Source organism: Marinospirillum sp., assembly GCF_044810985.1.
In the GTDB taxonomy this organism is placed as follows: domain Bacteria; phylum Pseudomonadota; class Gammaproteobacteria; order Pseudomonadales; family Halomonadaceae; genus Marinospirillum.
This window is the reverse complement of record NZ_CP085242.1, coordinates 1155508-1170197: the sequence shown is the minus strand read 5'-3', so window position 1 is coordinate 1170197 and position 14690 is coordinate 1155508. Positions and strand designations below refer to the sequence as shown.

General features: G+C 52.3%; 13 protein-coding genes. 4 read left to right on the top strand and 9 right to left on the bottom strand.

Annotation, left to right across the window (positions count from 1 at the left end; all coding sequences use genetic code 11):
• The first annotated feature begins 57 nt into the window (after positions 1-57).
• The 3 genes from secA to LG323_RS05550 are packed head-to-tail and all read left to right on the top strand — an operon-like array spanning position 58 to position 4964.
• Positions 58-2775, top strand: coding sequence for a preprotein translocase subunit SecA (secA, locus tag LG323_RS05560; protein WP_404419771.1), 2718 nt, complete (start codon positions 58-60; stop codon positions 2773-2775).
• Positions 2776-2792: 17 nt separating this feature from the next.
• A complete protein-coding gene (gene argJ, locus LG323_RS05555; RefSeq protein ID WP_404419769.1) occupies positions 2793-4010 on the top strand; it encodes a bifunctional glutamate N-acetyltransferase/amino-acid acetyltransferase ArgJ in 1218 nt (405 codons plus the stop codon).
• A 15-nt stretch (positions 4011-4025) separates the two neighbouring features.
• Positions 4026-4964, top strand: coding sequence for a Nudix family hydrolase (locus LG323_RS05550; protein ID WP_404419767.1), 939 nt, complete (start codon positions 4026-4028; stop codon positions 4962-4964).
• Here the strand turns inward: LG323_RS05550 and LG323_RS05545 are convergent.
• Positions 4948-5157, bottom strand: a complete 210-nt coding sequence (locus LG323_RS05545; protein WP_404419765.1) for a DNA gyrase inhibitor YacG — start codon at positions 5155-5157, stop codon at positions 4948-4950. The two genes, LG323_RS05550 and LG323_RS05545, sit on opposite strands and share 17 nt — an antisense overlap.
• Before the next feature lie 2 nt (positions 5158-5159).
• Positions 5160-5789 (bottom strand): dephospho-CoA kinase, encoded by a 630-nt coding sequence (gene coaE, locus LG323_RS05540; RefSeq protein WP_404419763.1) that lies wholly within the window; start codon positions 5787-5789, stop codon positions 5160-5162.
• A 184-nt stretch (positions 5790-5973) separates the two neighbouring features.
• Here coaE and LG323_RS05535 point away from each other — a divergent pair, with 184 nt between their 5' ends.
• Positions 5974-6342, top strand: a complete 369-nt coding sequence (locus tag LG323_RS05535; RefSeq protein WP_404419761.1) for a histone-like nucleoid-structuring protein, MvaT/MvaU family — start codon at positions 5974-5976, stop codon at positions 6340-6342.
• Positions 6343-6435: 93 nt separating this feature from the next.
• Here LG323_RS05535 and LG323_RS05530 read toward each other — a convergent pair whose 3' ends face one another.
• The 7 genes from LG323_RS05530 to mnmA all read right to left on the bottom strand — a co-directional run bounded on the left by LG323_RS05530 (position 6436) and on the right by mnmA (position 14642).
• Entirely contained in the window at positions 6436-6999 is a 564-nt protein-coding gene (locus LG323_RS05530; RefSeq protein WP_404419759.1) for a hypothetical protein, read from the bottom strand.
• Between the two features lie 162 nt (positions 7000-7161).
• Complete coding sequence (locus LG323_RS05525; protein ID WP_404419757.1) at positions 7162-8757, bottom strand: isocitrate lyase; 1596 nt, start codon at positions 8755-8757, stop codon at positions 7162-7164.
• A gap of 192 nt (positions 8758-8949) precedes the next feature.
• Positions 8950-9939 carry a GNAT family N-acetyltransferase gene (locus tag LG323_RS05520; RefSeq protein WP_404419755.1) on the bottom strand — a complete coding sequence of 330 codons (990 nt, stop codon included), beginning with the start codon at positions 9937-9939 and terminating at the stop codon, positions 8950-8952.
• A 24-nt stretch (positions 9940-9963) separates the two neighbouring features.
• Positions 9964-11163: a JmjC domain-containing protein gene (locus LG323_RS05515; RefSeq protein ID WP_404419753.1), complete on the bottom strand. Its 1200-nt coding sequence runs from the start codon at positions 11161-11163 to the stop codon at positions 9964-9966.
• Positions 11164-11165: 2 nt separating this feature from the next.
• Positions 11166-12542 carry an adenylosuccinate lyase gene (purB, locus tag LG323_RS05510; RefSeq protein WP_404419751.1) on the bottom strand — a complete coding sequence of 459 codons (1377 nt, stop codon included), beginning with the start codon at positions 12540-12542 and terminating at the stop codon, positions 11166-11168.
• A gap of 351 nt (positions 12543-12893) precedes the next feature.
• A complete protein-coding gene (gene hflD, locus LG323_RS05505; protein WP_310697510.1) occupies positions 12894-13523 on the bottom strand; it encodes a high frequency lysogenization protein HflD in 630 nt (209 codons plus the stop codon).
• A complete protein-coding gene (gene mnmA, locus LG323_RS05500) occupies positions 13524-14642 on the bottom strand; it encodes a tRNA 2-thiouridine(34) synthase MnmA (protein ID WP_404420111.1) in 1119 nt (372 codons plus the stop codon).
• Positions 14643-14690 lie beyond the last annotated feature (48 nt).

Below are 14690 nucleotides of genomic sequence, written 5' to 3'. Positions count from 1 at the left end.
ACGTGATATGTTGAGAGACCTTCATTCCTTCTTTCACTTCACGGGTAAGGACAGTCGATGATTACCCCTTTATTCAAGAAAGTCTTTGGCAGCAAGAACGAACGTGAACTCAAAACTCTGCGTAAAACTGTGGAGAAGATTAATGCCCTGGAACCCCAGTTCCTGGAGTTGAACGACGAAGATTTTGCAGCAAAAACGCAGGAGTTCAAAGCCAGGGTTGCCCAGGGCGAAAAACTGGACAAGATTTTGCCGGAGAGTTTTGCTCTGGTGCGTGAAGCCGGTAAACGGGCTATGGGTATGCGCCATTTTGATGTGCAGCTGATTGGCGGGATGGTGCTCAACCAGGGCAAAATTGCCGAGATGCGCACAGGTGAAGGTAAAACCCTGGTGGCCACTCTGGCTGTTTACCTCAATGCCCTGGCTGACAAGGGCGTACATGTGGTGACCGTGAATGATTACCTGGCCCGCCGTGATGCTGAGTGGATGGGGAAACTTTATGAGTTTCTGGGCCTGAGTGTGGGTGTTATTTATTCGGGTCAAAGCCCTGATGATAAGCGCGTTGCCTATCAGGCTGATATTACCTATGGCACCAATAATGAGTTTGGTTTTGACTATCTGCGCGACAACATGGCCTTTTCCCTGAAAGACCGGGTTCAACGTGGCCACTTTTTTGCCGTGGTTGATGAGGTGGACTCCATCCTGATTGATGAAGCCCGCACTCCCCTGATTATTTCCGGTGCAGCCGAAGACAGCTCGGCTCTCTATAAAACCATCAACCGTTTGATTCCACATCTGGTTCCCTGGGATGAAGAAAAGGAAGAGGGAGACTTTCTGCTGGATGAAAAGCAGCGCAGTATTGAGCTTACAGAACAGGGGCACCAACTGGTTGAAAAACTGATGTCCGAGGAAGGCCTGCTTGATGAAGGGGGCAGCCTCTATTCAGCCGGTAACCTCAACCTTTTGCACCATGTGCACTCAGGTCTGCGGGCACATCACATGTTTCATAAGGATGTGGACTATATCGTCAGTAATGACCAGGTTGTGATTGTTGACGAGCATACAGGGCGCACCATGCCAGGTCGTCGCTGGGGTGAAGGCCTGCATCAGGCGATCGAAGCCAAGGAAGGATTGCGAATTCAGGCAGAAAGCCAGACTCTGGCTTCAACCACCTTCCAGAACTATTTCCGCATTTATGAAAAGCTTTCGGGTATGACCGGTACTGCTGACACCGAAGCCTATGAATTTAATCATATCTATGGTCTGGATGTGGTTGTGATTCCGCCCAACCGTGAAGTGCGTCGGGTTGATTACAATGACCTGGTCTATATGAGTGCCGAGGAAAAATTTGCTGCCATTATCGAGGACACCCAGCATTGTGTGGAGAAGGGTCAGCCGGTACTGATCGGTACAGCCTCCATCGAAACCTCCGAGTATGTGGGCAACCTGCTGAAAAAAGCCGGTATCAAACACAAGATTCTCAATGCCAAACAGCATGAGAGTGAAGCTGACATTATTGCCCAGGCCGGTCGTCCCGGCGCAGTTACCCTGGCCACCAACATGGCCGGTCGCGGTACAGACATCGTGCTGGGGGGTAACTGGGAAAATGAAGCGGCCAAACTGGAAAACCCCACCCAGGAACAGCTGGACAAACTGAAATCCGAGTGGGAAGAGCGCCATGCCCAGGTTTTGGAAGCCGGCGGTCTGCATGTGATCGGTACAGAAAGACATGAATCCCGGCGTATTGATAACCAGTTGCGGGGTCGCTCCGGGCGCCAGGGTGATCCAGGTACAACCCGCTTTTTCCTGTCACTGGAAGACAGCCTGATGCGTATTTTTGCTTCAGATCGCGTCAAAAAAATGATGGGCATGCTGGGCATGCAGCAGGGTGAAGCCATCGAACACAAGATGGTGACCAATGCCGTTGAAAAAGCCCAGCGCAAGGTTGAAGGCCGCAACTTTGATATTCGTAAACAGCTTCTGGAATACGATGACGTCAATAATGACCAGCGCCAGGTTGTTTACACCCAACGACGCGAAATTCTTGAAGCAGAAGATATCGCTGAAGAAGTTGAAGAAATGCGTGAGGATGTTCTGGATGATGCAATCTCCCAGTTTATTCCACCGCAATCCATGCCGGATCAATGGCGAATTACCGAACTGGAAAAATACCTGGAGAGCGAATTCAATCTCCCGGTGCCTGTCCAGCAATGGCTGGATGAGGATAAAAGCCTGCATGAAGAAACCCTGCGGGAAAAACTGCATCAGGAAATGGAGCAGGCCTACCGGAACAAGGAAGAGCAGGCGGGTGCGGATTTAATCCGTCGCTTTGAACAACAGGTGATGCTGCAGGTATTGGACAGTCGCTGGAAAGAACATCTGCAGAACATGGATCAACTCCGCCAGGGTATACATCTGCGGGGATATGCCCAGAAGAACCCCAAACAGGAATATAAAAAAGAGGCTTTCGGCCTTTTTGAGAATTTCCTCGGCAATGTGCGTCGGGATGTGGTGCGTATACTGAGCCACGTTAAAATCCGTACTCCTGAAGAGGTTGAGGAAATCGAGCGTCAACGCAAGGCTGAAGCCGAACTGCTCCAGCAGCGTCAGAAAGCCCGCCATGATTCACCTGCACCTGCTGCCGGTGAAGCCCAGCAACGCTCAGGTGAAGCAGCTGCTCAGCCTTTCAAGCGTGAATACCCCAAAGTCGGGCGTAATGAGCCTTGCCCTTGCGGTTCCGGTAAAAAATACAAACAGTGTCACGGCAAACTCAGCTAAACAAAGAGGTGGGCTCAATGGCTGTTGGAGAATTAACTCTGCCTGAATTCAATGCTGTTCAGGGGCTTAAACTAGGCACCGGCAGTGCTGGTATCAAAAAAACCGGTCGTAAAGACCTGGTGATCCTGGAATTGGCGGCTGGCAGTCACAGTGCCGGGGTTTTTACCTTGAATGCATTTTGTGCCGCCCCAGTCCAGCTGGCCAAAAAACATTTGCAGCAGGCACAGCCGCGTTATCTGGTCATCAACACCGGAAACGCCAATGCCGGAACCGGCCCCCAAGGGTTACGGGATGCCGAGCGCACCTGTGTGGAAGTGGCCAGCCTGATGGGCTGTCGTCCGGAAGAAGTGCTGCCTTTCTCAACCGGGGTTATTGGTGAGCCCTTGCCGATGGAACGCTTGCTGGCAGGCCTGCCGTCTGCCATTGCTGATCTCAATGACCTTGGTTGGGCCGCAGCTGCTTCCGGGATCATGACAACCGACACCCTTCCTAAAGGTGCAACCGCCCGATGTGAAATTCAGGGACAGACAGTCAGAATCAGTGGAATTGCCAAGGGTGCCGGCATGATCAAGCCCGATATGGCCACCATGCTGGGGTTCATTGCCACGGATGCTTCGCTTTCTCAACCCCTCTTGAAGAAACTGCTGAAGCAAAGCTGTGACATCAGTTTCAACCGCATCACGATTGATGGTGATACCTCAACCAATGACAGCTGTATTCTGATGGCTACCAATCAGGGGCCGCACCTCAGTGAAGACCAGCCGGACGATCTGGCGTGTTTTGTCGAAGCACTGAATCAGGTGATGCAGGAGCTGGCTTTGGCGATTGTCCGTGATGGGGAAGGGGCCACCAAGTTTGTACGTATACAGGTGGAAGAGGCGGCCAGTCAGAAAGAAGCCCTGAGTGTTGCCTATACAGTGGCTCATTCCCCTCTGGTCAAAACAGCCCTGTATGCCAGTGATGCCAACTGGGGCAGGATTCTTGCCGCAGTCGGGCGTGCGCCCGGACTTGAGTCACTGAATGTGGAAGGGGTCACCGTTTACCTGGGTGATGTGCTGCTAGTGGAGCAGGGTGGACGTGCTGCCAGCTATACAGAAGAAGCGGGCTCGGCAGTGATGCAGGAAGCGGAAATCACCCTCAAAATTCAGCTGGGCCGTGGCCAGCATTGCGAAGATGTCTGGACTTGTGATTTTTCACATGATTATGTGACGATCAACGCTGACTATCGCACTTAGGATACTGATTAGATTATGCCTCATCCGCTACTTGTTGCTGTTGCCACTATCTGCAATGACCAGGGCGAAGTCCTGATTGCACAAAGACCCCAGAATGTTGATCAGGGAGGACTTTGGGAGTTTCCCGGCGGCAAACTGGCCCCCTATGAAACAGGCTACCAAGCCCTTAAACGTGAAATTCAGGAAGAGTTGGGAATCCGAATCACCCAGGCTCGTCCCTTGATCAGGATTAACCATGCCTACCCAGCCAAGAAAATTCTCCTGGATGTCTGGAAGGTCAGCTGCTTTGAAGGTGAGCCCTGGGGCCGCGAAGGACAGCCTGTACGCTGGGTGAAACTGCAAGATCTGGGTGATTATCAATTTCCTGAAGCCAATGACCCCATCATCACAGCCCTGACCTTGCCTGATGAGTATCTTATCACTGGTTCCTGTCAAGACCTCGACAGCTCAGTCACAAGGCTTCAACAGGCTCTGGACCGGGGCGTGAAACTGGTTCAGCTCAGGGATCATCAGTTGGACAGGCAAAGCTATCAACGGGTTGCCACACACTTTCTTGAAGCCTGTAACCAGGCTGGAGCCCGCCTCATCCTCAACAACGATCCTGAGCTGTTGCAGGAAGTCGATGCGGCCGGGGTGCATCTGACGGGAGAGCGCCTTATGAGCCTTTCTGAGCGGCCTTTGCCAAAAGGCAAGCTGGTTGCTGCGGCCTGCCATGATCTCGCCTCTGTGCGTCAGGCCAAGGCGATTGATGCTGATTTTATCACCCTCTCCCCGGTGCTGGAGACACCTTCGCATCCGGGTGCCTCACCTCTGGGCTGGCAAAGGTTCAAAGAATTGGTTGAATACGAAGTCAAAATGCCGGTTTATGCCCTGGGCGGCATGCAACCCGAAGACAAGAGGCGTGTTTTTGCCTTGGGTGGTCAGGGCGTGGCTGGAATCACTCATTTCTGGTGAACAGGGACTCATCATACTCCATCTCATCCAGAGCCGGTTCGCCTGCTATCTTGTGTTCTTCAGCAGCCCAGCTGCCCAGGTCAATCAGTTTGCAACGCTCACTGCAGAAAGGTCGCCAGGGGTTGTCCTGACTGATAATACTGGCTTGACCGCAACCGGGGCAGGGAAAGATGCGTGTGGGTGTTTGCTGCATTTTCAACTCCGTGCCAGTTTTTGATAAATTGCATGCCAGTAGTTTACCTGCTTTTTGAGTTCATTTAACCCCTGGCTGTTATCCAGAACATCATCGGCTCTGGCCAGCCTTTCCTTGCGACTGAGTTGATTGCTCATGATTTTTTCAACCAGATCCCGTTGATTGTTATCCCTTTGGCAGGTTCTTTCCACTTGCAGCTCTTCAGGCAGGTCAACCACTAAAACCCGGTCAACCAGTTGATCCTGATGGCTCTCCAGCAGCAGTGGCGAAGACAGAATCAAATAATCACCGCTGAAGGAGTTAATAGCCTGGATGATTTGCTCTCTGACCCAGGGATGAATGAGTTGTTCCAACCAGATCTTTTGTTTGCGGTCGTTGAATACCCTGACTCTTAAGGCAGCTCTATCCAGGCTGCCATCAGCCTGCTGTAAATCCTGCCCCAATTGCTGATAAACCTTGTTTAGTAAAGGCGAACCCAGTTCCAGTGCCTGGCGCGCCAGTACATCGGCATCAATAACTTGAACCCCCAGTTCAGCAAAGAAATCACTGGCTGCAGTTTTACCGGAGCCAATACCACCGGTTAAACCAATGATTAAAGCACGATTAGAGGAAGACTTGGAATTGACCTGCATAAAGCTCACCTGACCGGTTCAACACACTATTAGCGGGTTTCTATTTAAACAAAAATGACAGGGAAATAGGAGAAACTTTTTCCGAATGTCAGGGTCTTTCTTATAGTAATTAACAAATACACTTGCCAAGAAGTCTATTTTGTATAAAAATTACCCGGCCTGTTGAAAATTTTAGGAGAAAAAAATGTCAATTCTAGCTTCGTATCGTGAAAAAGAAGAGTTAATGCGTAAGCTCAAGGAAGAAATGCGCAAGATGGAAGAAAACACCCAACTTAAAAAAGAGCTGACTTTCAAGCAGGAAATTGAATCGGTATTGGATAAGCACGAACGCTCAGTGCGTGATCTGGCTGAAATCTTTGCCTTGAATGCTGAAGCCCCGAGTAAATCTTCGGGCCGTGGCAATCGCCGTACGCGCAAACTTAAAATTTATGTGAACCCCAATACCCAGGAACGCATTGAAACGCGTGGTGGCAACCAGAAGCAGCTTAAAGAGTGGAAAGCCCAGTACGGCTCCGATACGGTTGAAGGCTGGGTTGTCGAAGAAAGAGACTAATCACCTCAGCTCTTCCCCAGCTTAAAAGCCCTGGCAAAATGCCGGGGCTTTTTTTGTGGGGGCAAGAGTCCACTTGTATTGCTGGAGCTGACATTATTCCGTAAGCAACTCTATACACTCCGGTGGAATATCGTTATCAATATAAGCCATTCCCAACAGGTTCAGATACTCCATGCGTTCGGCTTTCATCAGATCAATTTGGGGAATATTGAAACCCTTTTCCTGATAGAGGGCGGCCAGATGGGCCAGATAGTTTTCACCTTCTTTGAGCAGTAAAAGGCTGGCAGCACCCACATCGGGTTTTACTTTTGAGTTGAAGCCTTCCCCGAGTTTAACTTCCAGAACAACAGGCTCTTCGTTGCCCTCAATACGCACACTACGGTTGCGAACCGTTTGCCTGGCCCAGTAGTAGGCCAACTCTTTGCTTGGGGTTAAAAAGACCGGTTCAATTGTTTCTGTGTAGTTGTTACCAATCGTCGCCATGGTTTTTTTGGCTGCTTCTCTCAGTGCCTGATCGCCGGAGCGTTTCAGCCCCTGCTCCTGAATAGAATTGAGCAGAGCAGAGGAGGTGCCGTGATACCAGATATTACGAGTGGCAAAACCCTGTTCAGTTAACAAATCTTTTGCATCTTTCAGAAAAGCCGGTGTAGCAGTCATAGTTGAATCGCTTATTCAGTTTGCAGTAAAAAACCGAAGGTCATTTTAACGTAAAAACCTTGCAGCCATAAAAAAAGGCGACACCTGGGGTTCAGGGTCGCCTTTTTCTCAGGAAGGCTCTGATGGTGCCCGAAGGCCTGTCAGATCACTTCCCTGTTCGGCTTAGCCAAACTGGTTGGAAGTGTTTTTGGCGCCGCCTGCTTTCAGAGCTGCTTCACCCGCGTAGTATTCCTTGTGGTCATCACCCAGATCAGAACCGGCCATGTTCTGGTGCTTGACACAGGCGATACCCTGGCGGATTTCTTTACGCTGTACGCCTTCCACGTAGCCCAGCATACCGGCTTCACCAAAGTACTCTTTGGCCAGGTTATCCACGGACAGGGCCGTAGTGTGGTAAGTCGGCAGAGTGATCAGGTGATGGAAAACATTCGCTTCGCGTGAACAGTCAGCCTGGAAGTTGCGTACCCACTTGTCAGCTTCAGCAGAGATTTCCGAATCATCGTACTTGGCGTTCATCAGGTCGGCACGGTCATAGGCAGAAACGTCTTTACCTTCTTTCTCCCAGGCATCAAATACCTGCTGACGGAAGTTCAGCGTCCAGTTGAAGGAAGGCGAGTTGTTGTAAACCAGTTTGGCATCTGGATGTACTTTACGCACTTCGTTCATCATGTCGCGGATTTCGTACACGGTGGGTACGGCTGTTTCGATCCACAGCAGGTCAGCACCGGCATTGATGGCTTCGATGCAGTCAAATACACAACGCTGGTGACCGGTGCCCTGACGGAACTGGTAAAGGCCGGAAGCCAGACGCTTGGGACGAACCAGCTTGCCATCACGGCTGATCAGAACATCACCTGGGTTGGTGTCTTCTGGAGCCACTTCTTCAACGTCCAGGAAGGAGTTGTAGATGTCGCCCTGGTCGCCTGGCTCACGAACTACAGCGATTTCCTTGGTCAGGCCAGCGCCTTCGGAATCAGTACGGGCAACGATGACACCGTCATCAACACCCAGCTCAAGGAAAGCGTAACGCAGGGCACGGATTTTGGCGTGGAAGTCATTGTGAGGCACGGTTACCTTGCCGTCCTGGTGACCACACTGCTTCTCGTCAGCAACCTGGTTTTCGATCTGCAGGGCACAGGCACCGGCTTCGATCATTTTCTTGGCCAGCAGGTAGGTGGCTTCTGCGTTACCGAAACCGGCATCGATGTCGGCAATGATGGGAACAACGTGGGTTTCGTGGTTGTCGATCTGCTTCTGAATTTCAGCTTCTTTAGCAGAATCACCCGCTTCACGTGCTTTGTCCAACTCGCGGAAGAGGCCGCCCAGCTCGCGGGCATCCGCCTGACGCAGGAAGGTGTAAAGCTCTTCAACCAGTGAAGCGACTGCTGTTTTTTCATGCATGGACTGGTCGGGCAGAGGGCCGAACTCGGAACGCAGAGCGGCAACCATCCAGCCGGACAGGTAGAGGTATTTGCGTTCGGTGGTGCCGAAGTGCTTTTTGATGGAGATCAGCTTCTGTTGACCGACAAAACCATGCCAGCAGCCCAGGGACTGGGTGTATTTGGTTTTGTCCTTGTCAAACTCAGCCATGTCACGACGCATGATGCCTGCAGTGTATTTGGCAATGTCCAGGCCGGTCTTGAATTTGTTCTGAGCACGCATGCGTGCAACGGCTTCAGGGTTGATTGCATCCCAGGAAGGACCATTTTTTTCTTTCAGTGTTGCGGCAGCGTCAATATCTTTTTGAAAAGTAGACATGCTAGTTCCTCTATAAAACAGATGCTGGTTCATTGGAGATCTTCAATCGGTAACCGGCGTTTGCCAACCGGTTGGTGCGGTGCATCATGCCCCAGCAGGGGTCGAGATACAAATAGGCATTAGTCGGGGTATTTTGGTTGTAATATGACTACAGAGGTAGCCTGACTACAGGAGGTGAGCTCAGCAGATTCTTTAGAGCTGGTGGCCCTGCAGGTATTTGACCTGCTCCGCTTTCTGCCAATGGGTTTTGAAGGTCTGAGCCTGACGATAGGCTTCGCGATGTTCCGCTGTATAGAGCTCAGCTCTGGATTCCTGATAATGCGGCCACCAGAGCAGATGCTTGTCATCAATCAACAGCCAGGCTTGCTGAGCGGGGCGATACAGGTTGTGTGCCTTGCAGATTTCAATATGGCTGGGTGCGCGCTGATGCAGTTTGAGCAGATTGCTGGACTGGCGGGAAAACTGCAGGGTTTCACCCAGGAGAAACTGAACTCGACTGTGTGGGTGACGTTTGGCCAGACTCAACAGGGGGGCCAAAGCCGCATCGGTGAACCAGCGGCTGGAGTAAGCCGGTGTTTCCAGGCTGACGCTGCGTGCTGCCTGGGCAATCAGGGTTTCAATACAAGCCTGTAGTTGTTCCTTGCCTTGCAAGCGCACTTGGCTGGTGGTTGCCAGGGCCTCCTGGATGTCTTCCTGGCTGACTTGAGTCTCTTCCTGCAGATCGGCTATCAGGCTTTTTTCCATGGGCAGGTGAGGTATGCCCACCTCAAGAAACTCTTCTCCACTGATTTTGAAGCCCTGCTTGAGATAGAAGTTGACGACCTCCATCTGGGCATTGAGTTGCAGTTTTTTCAGTCCCAGGCGCTTGGCATGATCGAGAATGCGCTGCATCAAACGGGTTCCCAGCTTTTTGTCTCTCAGCTTGGCGAGTACGGCAAAGCGTCCTACCTTGCCATCCGGTGTCAAGCGGGCCGTGGCGGCTGGGCGGTCATTAATCTGCAGCAGGAAGTGTTCACTGACAGGGTCCTGCTCATCCCATTCATGCTCTTCGGGTATTTGTTGCTCTTCCACAAAAACCTTGTAGCGAACCTTGCGACAGACCTCTCCGATCTGCTCCCAAGAGCCTTGCTTGGCCGTTAAGCGCAGCGGGGATTTTTTGGGCTCAGTGGGAGAAGGGGTCATAAAGCAGCTTCCTTGATCAAGGGTTCAGTCTGGGTCGGCTTCAGTGTTTGCATAGAGGCTGCCTTGATTGATCAAGGCTAGCAACAAGTGTCTTGCCTCTTTATTTTGCAGGCTTTGCTCAATAAAGTCAGTAGTCAGAGTGCTTAACTGGCAGAGCTCTTCAATCCAGGGCTGGAGTTCAGCAGAATAACTCCAGGCTTCACCATCGGCAAACAGCCAACGCCCTTCTTCACCGGCCCGAAAGGCCAGACGACTGCCTTCGGACACAGCCAGTAAAGGCTCGTCAGCCGCCTCCACTTCTGCGATCTCTTGCGCCAGGTCTTCCTGTGTCCAGGGCTGTTCGGGGGGCAGAAGTTGATCCGGGTATTTGGTCTGGGTCATGGCGCGACCAAACCACTCATTGATGGCGGCTGGCTGGTCGATCACTTCCTGCAGCAGATTTTTCAAGCGCAGCACGGCAGAGTCATCGATTTCTGCCGGATGCCGAGGTAAAGTCAGATCGGGGTCGGTGTAACGCTGGTCTTCCTTGAGTTTTTCCCCGATAAAATCAGCCGTACCACAAAGAATTTCCTCAGCACTCAGAGCACGAAAACCGATGGACCAAGTGGTGCAGTCTTCACTCAGGGAGGTCCCCCAGTGCGCCAATTGCGGTGGTAAATACAGCAGATCGCCAGGCTCCAGTACCCAGTCTTGATCGGAGTTGGCTTGAAAGTCGGTGAGAATCTTCAGTTGCGTGTCCTGGCGTAACTCGGTGCTTTCATCACAAAACTGACCCAGCTGCCAGCGCCTTTGACCGCTGGCTTGTAGCAGGAAGACATCATAGTAATCGATATGCGGGCCGACACTGCCACCGGGCGGTGCGTAGCTGACCATGATGTCATCCATCCGCCAGCGCGGCAGGAAATTAAATTCCTTAAGCAGCTCACCCACCTCGGGCAAGAGGTGATCCACGGCCTGAACCAGCAGTGTCCAGTTTTTCTCCGGCAGATTTTGTAGAAAAGTTTCTCCAAAAGGGCCATTGAAAAGTTGCCAGGGGCTTTCCGGCCCTTCTTCCATGACGACACGGGACTCTACCTGTTCTTCACAAGCCAAACCCGCCAGCTCATTGATTTCCAGAGGGGGCGTGAAGTCAGGCAAGGCCTGGCGAATCAACAGAGGCTTTTTTTGCCAGTAGTCACGCAGAAACTCTTCTGCGCTGATGTTGCCGAGAAGGGCCGGTTGCATAATCAAATAGCCTTGGCTTGAGCGATGGCATTACCCAGATAGGAAGCAGGAGTCAGCTTTTTCAACTCTGCCTTGGCCTCTTCAGGAATGGCCAGAGTTTCAATAAACTCGGCCATGGCCTGCTGGTTGATGGTCTTGCCGCGGGTCAGTTCCTTGAGTTTTTCATAGGGTTTTTCAATATTGTAGCGACGCATCACGGTTTGAATGGGTTCTGCCAGAACTTCCCAGGCGGCTTCCAGATCATCCGCCAGACGCTGGGGATTGGTTTCCAGTTTGGCAATACCCTTCAGGCTGGACTGGTAGGCAATCAGGCTGTGGCCCAGGCCGACCCCCAGGTTACGCAAAACCGTGGAATCGGTTAAATCACGCTGCCAACGGGAAATCGGCAGCTTGGCGGCCAGGTGATCAAAAAGGGCATTGGCTATGCCCAGATTGCCTTCGGAGTTTTCAAAATCAATCGGGTTGACCTTGTGTGGCATGGTGGAAGAACCGATTTCACCGGCCACGGTTTTTTGCTTGAAGTAACCCAGAGAAATATAACCCCAGACATCGCGGTTAAAGTCGATCAGGATGGTATTGAAACGCGCCAGAGCATCAAACAACTCGGCAATGTAATCATGGGGTTCGATCTGAGTGGTGTAGGGGTTCCAGCCCAGGCCCAGGCTTTCCACAAAGGTCTTGGCATTGGCCTGCCAGTCAATTTCAGGGTAGGCACTCAGGTGGGCGTTGTAGTTACCCACGGCACCATTGATTTTACCCAACAGATCCAGGCCTTCAATCTGCTCAAGCTGACGTTCCAGGCGGTAAACCACATTGGCGACTTCTTTACCCAGTGTTGAAGGGCTGGCCGTCTGGCCGTGAGTGCGGGACAGAAGAGGCACTTCCGCATTGGCATGAGCCAGGGCACGCAAAGCCTCGGCCACCTGGCGCATCTCCGGCAGCAGAACCTTTTGCAGACCACCCTTGAGCATCAGGCCATGGGACAGATTATTGATGTCTTCGCTGGTGCAGGCAAAATGCACAAATTCAGTGATGGCTTTGAGTTCGGGCAGGGTTTCGATCTTATCCTTGATGAAATACTCCACCGCCTTGACGTCATGGTTGGTCACCCGCTCATGGGCCTTCACGGCTTCAGCATGGGCCACTGAGAAGTTAGTCACCAGGTCATTCAGCAATTGATTGGCCTGTTCAGTCAGTGCAGGCACCTCCGTCACCTGAGGGTGCTCGGCCAGGCGCTGCAGCCAGCGTACTTCGACTTCTACACGAGCACGGATCAGGCCGTACTCGGAAAAGTGCTCACGTAGGGCTGCGGTTTTATTGCCATAGCGACCGTCAACGGGGGAGATGGCGGTCAGGGTGGTTAATTGCTCAAGAGACATGAAATTTTCCAGTTGGTTATCAGTAGGTTCTAAATACAAATTGTAGCTGGTGACAAGGTGTACTTCTTCAGGACGCGTGAATACATCCCTGTAAGCTCTGGCTGCAACGTCCTGTTGCAGACAGCCTGAAGTAAGCAACACCTTGCCCCCTGAGTCCTAAGTCGCTATCAGTCGCAAAAGGTATCTGTACGCGCTCTGAAAAAACCAGACCTCTGCCGGGCCTTGTCTTGGCTCTTCCGTTCAAACTTAATACAAAGGGTTGGGTGAAAACTCCTCTGCAAAAGCGCCTGTACCTGGCTCAGCAGCTGTGTCTGATCTGCAGTAGCACCCAGATCGCAATACTTGAAGGTATCAAGCCCTGAATCCCAGCTCTTCCAGATCCCGAAGTAAGCGCTTACGGGCAAAAATCAATTTCCAGCGTTTGCCGCCAGCTTGTGACCAGAGCATGGCAGAACGTACGCCAGCCAAAAGTAAGGCACGGATTTTATCGGCATTGCCCTGCTGTTGCAGTATCTGGGGGTCGCCTTGAACCTGAACCCGAAAAGAAAAGGTGCTCAGGGTATCCTGGTAAAGCCCTGCCAGAGCGGCCAGAACGTTTTCATGCGTGGGGCTGAAATGCTGGGCCTGGGCCTGAATGGCATCCAGGCGTTCACCCAGAGCGGTCAGCATGGCATTGTCTTTCATCAGCTTGGTTTGCAAAACCAGAATACCCACGGCATAGCGCATGATGTTGGGGTGAACATCTTTTTCCTTGAGCAGGATTTTGCGCAGAGCACGGGCACCGGGGCGGAGGTTGAAAAGATCTCCGCCATAGATGTCTTCCGTGCTTTCCGGGTTGGTCACCAGAATGCTGCTGATACTGGTTTCAAAGGTATGTTGATCCACCAGACCCCGACCGGCCAGTTCATGCACCAGCTGGGCCGCTTGCAATACGCCCGCCAGGGCAACGGTTTGGCGCTTGCTTGCATCCAGGTTGTTCATTCACAAGTCCCCTTGTAAAAAAGTTTCTTCAATGACACCACCGCCCAGGCAAACATCCCGGTCATAAAAGACCACCGACTGACCGGGTGTCACGGCCCGCTGGGGTTGAGTAAAGGTGACTTGGCACTGCCCGCTATCCAGCAGGGTAACCTGACACTCCTGATCAGCCTGACGATAGCGAACCTTGGCTGTACAGGAAAAGGCTTTTGCAGGAGGCTGACCGGCCACCCAGTCAGGGGGCGAGCAGATTAAACCATCGGTAAACAGCAGAGGGTGGTCTTCGCCCTGAACCACAGTGAGTTCATTCGTGTCCAGATTTTTAGCAGCGACAAACCAGGGTGCATCCGGATAGCCCTTGACGCCTCCGATGCCCAGACCCTGACGCTGGCCCAGAGTGTAGTACATCAGGCCGGCATGTTCGCCGATCACTTCACCCTGGTCGGTGATGATTTTGCCGGGTTGGGCGGGCAGGTAGCGTTTGAGGAAATCACTGAAACGCCGCTCACCGATAAAGCAGATGCCGGTGGAATCCTTCTTCTTGGCGGTCACCAGATCGTGTTCTTCGGCCAGGCGACGTACTTCCGGTTTTTCCAGCTCGCCGACCGGGAAAAGAGTCAAGTCAATTTCACGGTGCCCAACGGCATGTAAAAAGTAGCTTTGATCCTTGTTGTTATCCAGGCCACGCAGAAGCAAAGCCTTGCCCTGGTCATCACGACCCTTGCGAACATAGTGGCCGGTGGCAATCAGGTCGGCGCCCAGCACCTGGGCGTATTCCAGAAAAGCCTTGAACTTGATTTCGCGGTTGCAGAGGATATCCGGGTTGGGTGTGCGTCCTGCCTTGTACTCGGCCAGGAAGTGTTCAAACACAAAATCCCAGTATTCAGCTGCAAAATTGGCGGCATGCAGCTTGATGCCCAGCTTGTCACAAACGGCCTGGGCATCGGCATAGTCTTCCTTGGCTGTGCAGTATTCGGTGCCGTCGTCTTCTTCCCAGTTTTTCATGAACAGGCCTTCGACCTGATAGCCCTGCTGCTTCAGTAAAAGCGCAGAGACAGAAGAATCGACACCGCCGGACATGCCGACGATAACGCGGGTGGAAGCAGGATCGGGGGACTGCATGGAAGTTGCCTGAGGCACAAAAGGCTCCGCTGGTTATAAAAGAACCAT

Excerpts from the sequence above, each read along its gene's own strand:
- LG323_RS05520 (WP_404419755.1), bottom strand. The coding sequence starts at position 9,939 with ATGACCCCTTCTCCCACTGAGCCCAAAAAATCCCCGCTGCGCTTAACG.
- mnmA (WP_404420111.1), bottom strand. The coding sequence starts at position 14,642 with ATGCAGTCCCCCGATCCTGCTTCCACCCGCGTTATCGTCGGCATGTCC.
- LG323_RS05525 (WP_404419757.1), bottom strand. The coding sequence starts at position 8,757 with ATGTCTACTTTTCAAAAAGATATTGACGCTGCCGCAACACTGAAAGAA.
- LG323_RS05530 (WP_404419759.1), bottom strand. The coding sequence starts at position 6,999 with ATGACTGCTACACCGGCTTTTCTGAAAGATGCAAAAGATTTGTTAACT.
- LG323_RS05515 (WP_404419753.1), bottom strand. The coding sequence starts at position 11,163 with ATGCAACCGGCCCTTCTCGGCAACATCAGCGCAGAAGAGTTTCTGCGT.
- LG323_RS05535 (WP_404419761.1), top strand. The coding sequence starts at position 5,974 with ATGTCAATTCTAGCTTCGTATCGTGAAAAAGAAGAGTTAATGCGTAAG.
- coaE (WP_404419763.1), bottom strand. The coding sequence starts at position 5,789 with ATGCAGGTCAATTCCAAGTCTTCCTCTAATCGTGCTTTAATCATTGGT.
- secA (WP_404419771.1), top strand. The coding sequence starts at position 58 with ATGATTACCCCTTTATTCAAGAAAGTCTTTGGCAGCAAGAACGAACGT.
- argJ (WP_404419769.1), top strand. The coding sequence starts at position 2,793 with ATGGCTGTTGGAGAATTAACTCTGCCTGAATTCAATGCTGTTCAGGGG.
- hflD (WP_310697510.1), bottom strand. The coding sequence starts at position 13,523 with ATGAACAACCTGGATGCAAGCAAGCGCCAAACCGTTGCCCTGGCGGGC.
- purB (WP_404419751.1), bottom strand. The coding sequence starts at position 12,542 with ATGTCTCTTGAGCAATTAACCACCCTGACCGCCATCTCCCCCGTTGAC.
- LG323_RS05550 (WP_404419767.1), top strand. The coding sequence starts at position 4,026 with ATGCCTCATCCGCTACTTGTTGCTGTTGCCACTATCTGCAATGACCAG.
- LG323_RS05545 (WP_404419765.1), bottom strand. The coding sequence starts at position 5,157 with ATGCAGCAAACACCCACACGCATCTTTCCCTGCCCCGGTTGCGGTCAA.